Raw genomic sequence first — 1,989 nt, 5'->3', positions numbered from 1 at the left:
TATTTATATAGTTTGCCATTAATGAATTTAAATCAATTAATCATTCTAGATGCTATTGTGCAAAGCTCTAGTTTGAGCCAAGCCGCGCTTAAATTGCATAAGACTCAACCAGCGCTCACGTTAGCTATTAAGAAGCTAGAATCAGAGCTAGGGTTTGAGTTACTAGACCGAAGCCAATACAGGTTACATTTAACTGAGAAGGGCCGTATTTTTTATCGTGAGGCCAAGCAATTACTTAATGCAAACAGTGAGTTAAGCTCACTTGCTAAAGAGCTGGCACTAGGTAATGAAGCCAATTATAAAATTTGTTACGAGCAACTTTGCCATCAAAATAGTTATAACCAAGTGATCAGCCAAACCTTCAAACGTTTTGCTAGTACTGAGTTTAGTATTTCTTCAGGTAAGCGCTTTGTATCTCTAGAGCAGGTTAATAGTCATCAGGCTGATTTAGGAATTGGCCCTTGGTTTGATTTGTTTCATGCAACAGGGGATCTCGAAAGTTTACCGATTGGTAAATTTGATATAGGTATAGTTAGCGCGCCTGATGTAGTGCCCAGTGAAATCAGTTTTGCAGATATTCAAAATTACCCGTGTTTAGCCATGTTTGAAAGTGACTTGAGTTTTGACAGTGATAGGCTTTCTTATACGCTAGGCTCTGCGTTAATGAAAATTGACGATATAACCAGTGTTAAGTCGTTTTTGCTCTCTGGTGCGGGCTGGGCAATGATCAGTTTGCAACATTGCCAAGCGGAAATTGACGCTGGTTTATTACAACAAATTAAAATTATCGATCGTGAACACCAGTTTGGTGCAGAAATTCGTGTATTTAGACAGCACTCGGTTCATCATGGCCCTGTTGCAAGAGCCATTTGGCAGGATTTTAGCGAGGTCAGTAAACAGTATTTGGAGTCGAGTCGTGCAGCAGGCAACTAAAGAAGATTTAATTTATACCATTATTTGTGCCATTCCTGAGGGGAAAGTTGCCAGTTATGGGCAAGTAGCAAAGCTTGCGGGATATCCTAATAACTCAAGGTTAGTGGGGCGGTTATTAAAAGTGATGCCCGAGGGCTCAAGCATTCCATGGCATCGGGTGGTTAATAGCCAAGGTAAAATATCGTTTCCAGAAGGCAGCAATAAACACCTTGAGCAACGACAAAAACTACTCAGTGAAGGTGTTACTTTTAATAAGGCTAAAATTAATATGCGCCTGCATCAATGGGACTAATAAACATACAAACTAATTGATAAGTAGTGACAAACACAGCCAACTAGCACAAATACATGCCAAATTGCATGGCTGTAATGGCGGGTTTTAGCGCTGTAAAACACAGTGCCTAAACTGTAGGCAATCCCGCCAGCTAGCAGCCACCATAAAGCGCTTAAATCAAGGTTCAAATAAAGTGGATAAACAAGTGCTAATGCAAACCAGCCCATTAATAAATAGGTAGCGAGTGAGACCTTTTTATTCGTGTTTTTGACCAGTAATTTATATGCAACACCACCAAGCGCTAAAGTCCAAATAAACACCAAAGCAGCAATTGCCCAAGCCCCAGATAACGAAATAACCAAATAAGGCGTGTAGGTACCTGCAATAAGCAAGTAAATCGCACAGTGGTCACATTTTTTATAAATGGCTCGTATACGCTCTCTGGTACTGGCGTGATATAAGGTCGAGGCTAAAAATAATACCAGTAGGCTTGAGCCATACACGATGGCACTTACCGTAGCTGACACAGCTTTAGATTGTGAAACTAAGTCCCACAGTACATATACCGCAAACAGGACTCCCATGCCGTGAGTAAGCACGTTAAGTTGTTCTTCTTGGCGTGAATAAGGGAGTTGTTCTGTCATACTTATCTACTAAAAATGAGTGAATAAAACATTTTCAGTGTACAAGTGTGCGCTGAAAATGGCAATGCTTATTTTTTCGCTAAATATTGGTCAAAACATTTAAATTCGTTGGTTTTATTAACCAATACTGAATGAGCT

At 40.1% G+C, this 1,989-nt stretch carries 3 protein-coding genes; 2 read left to right on the top strand and 1 reads right to left on the bottom strand.

Annotated features, from left to right (window positions below; genetic code table 11):
• Nucleotides 1-21 precede the first annotated feature (21 nt).
• Complete coding sequence (locus tag L1D51_RS21305; protein ID WP_055021070.1) at nt 22-933, top strand: LysR family transcriptional regulator; 912 nt, start codon at nt 22-24, stop codon at nt 931-933.
• Nucleotides 917-1,225, top strand: coding sequence for an MGMT family protein (locus L1D51_RS21300; RefSeq protein WP_054562368.1), 309 nt, complete (start codon nt 917-919; stop codon nt 1,223-1,225). Before L1D51_RS21305 ends, L1D51_RS21300 begins: the two co-directional genes overlap by 17 nt.
• Here L1D51_RS21300 and trhA read toward each other — a convergent pair.
• Entirely contained in the window at nt 1,222-1,851 is a 630-nt protein-coding gene (trhA, locus tag L1D51_RS21295) for a PAQR family membrane homeostasis protein TrhA (protein ID WP_054562367.1), read from the bottom strand. The genes L1D51_RS21300 and trhA overlap by 4 nt on opposite strands.
• Nucleotides 1,852-1,989 lie beyond the last annotated feature (138 nt).

The organism is Pseudoalteromonas shioyasakiensis (genome assembly GCF_022398475.1).
Lineage (GTDB): Bacteria > Pseudomonadota > Gammaproteobacteria > Enterobacterales > Alteromonadaceae > Pseudoalteromonas.
Note: the sequence above shows the minus strand (reverse complement) of the source record. Positions and strands in the feature narration are given on the sequence as shown.

Bases quoted from the DNA above. Each gene is read 5' to 3' on its own strand.
- L1D51_RS21305 (WP_055021070.1), top strand. From the start codon at position 22: ATGAATTTAAATCAATTAATCATTCTAGATGCTATTGTGCAAAGCTCT.
- trhA (WP_054562367.1), bottom strand. From the start codon at position 1,851: ATGACAGAACAACTCCCTTATTCACGCCAAGAAGAACAACTTAACGTG.